1 protein-coding gene is annotated in these 1,059 nt (G+C 47.8%); it reads right to left on the reverse strand.

All coding sequences use genetic code 11. The features are described 5' to 3' along the window. A partial coding sequence (locus R7P35_RS26145) for an HlyD family type I secretion periplasmic adaptor subunit (RefSeq protein WP_318093390.1) occupies window positions 1–1,059 on the reverse strand: 1,059 nt, incomplete at both ends.

Consider the following 1,059-nt stretch of genomic DNA (forward strand, 5'->3'; position numbering starts at 1 on the left):
GCTGGTTTTTTCTGTGCGCACACGCACGATGTAGAAACTGTTGCCTTCCTCGTCTTGAGTGGTATCGGCACTGATGTGCTCCAGTTCACCCACTAAGCCGCCGTATTTTGTAAAGTCATACGCGGTGAATTTTACGATGGCATTTAGGTTCGGGCGAAGAAAAGCGATGTCTTTCGGGGCGATTTTCGCCTCAACTAACAAGGTGTCTTCGGTTGGTACGATTTCAACGATGTCCATACCCGGTTGGATAACGCCGCCAACGGTGTTGACGTTCAGCGTTTTGATTTTGCCTGTCACCGGAGAGACCACCACTGTGCGGTTTACGCGGTCTTCCAAGCCAACAGCCGATTCAACTAATGCAGACAATTGGTCTTGAGCATTATTGAGTTTCTCTTGTTGTTCGGAACGGAACTTCAACGCCACATCGATGCGATTGAGCATGGATTCTTTGATGGCGGATTTGATCACTGGGATTTTCAGTTCGCTAGATGTCATTTCACGGCGAGTGTCGTTCACTTGGCGCTGCAATTTTAGTAGCTCAATACGCGGAACAACGCCTTCATCCGCCAACGGTTGGGTGATATCCAGTTCTTTCTTCGCGTATTGGTAGCTTTGGCGTAAGTTACGCACTCGCGCTTCAATCTCGACCAAGTCTTGCTGTTTTTGCTCCACTTGTTGATCGATCACCGACAGTTGGTTGCGTAGGTTATCCAAATCTTCGCGGTATTCTGCTTTTTGACGCTGAGTTAATTGTGGCTGCGTCTCTTCCAATACAGGTGGGAAAGTCAGTTTGCCGTAATCGAGAACGACGCTTTTTTCCCAATCTTGAATATTAAAATCGCGATTGACGGCAACGCTGTTGATAGAAGCAGAAAGTTGTAATACCGAGGCGGTCAGGTTGGCAACTTGTTGTTCACGTTCGCGGTAGTCCGAGCGAAAACGAGTATCGTCGATCAACAGAAGTTGCTGACCTTTTTTCACCAGTTGGCCTTCCTTCACCAGAATTTCTTTGACGAGACCACCTTCCAAGTTTTGGACTACTTGGATTTGAGAAGAGGG

This window comes from Vibrio sp. Vb0304 (assembly GCF_033338995.1).
GTDB classification, from domain to species: domain Bacteria; phylum Pseudomonadota; class Gammaproteobacteria; order Enterobacterales; family Vibrionaceae; genus Vibrio; species Vibrio alginolyticus.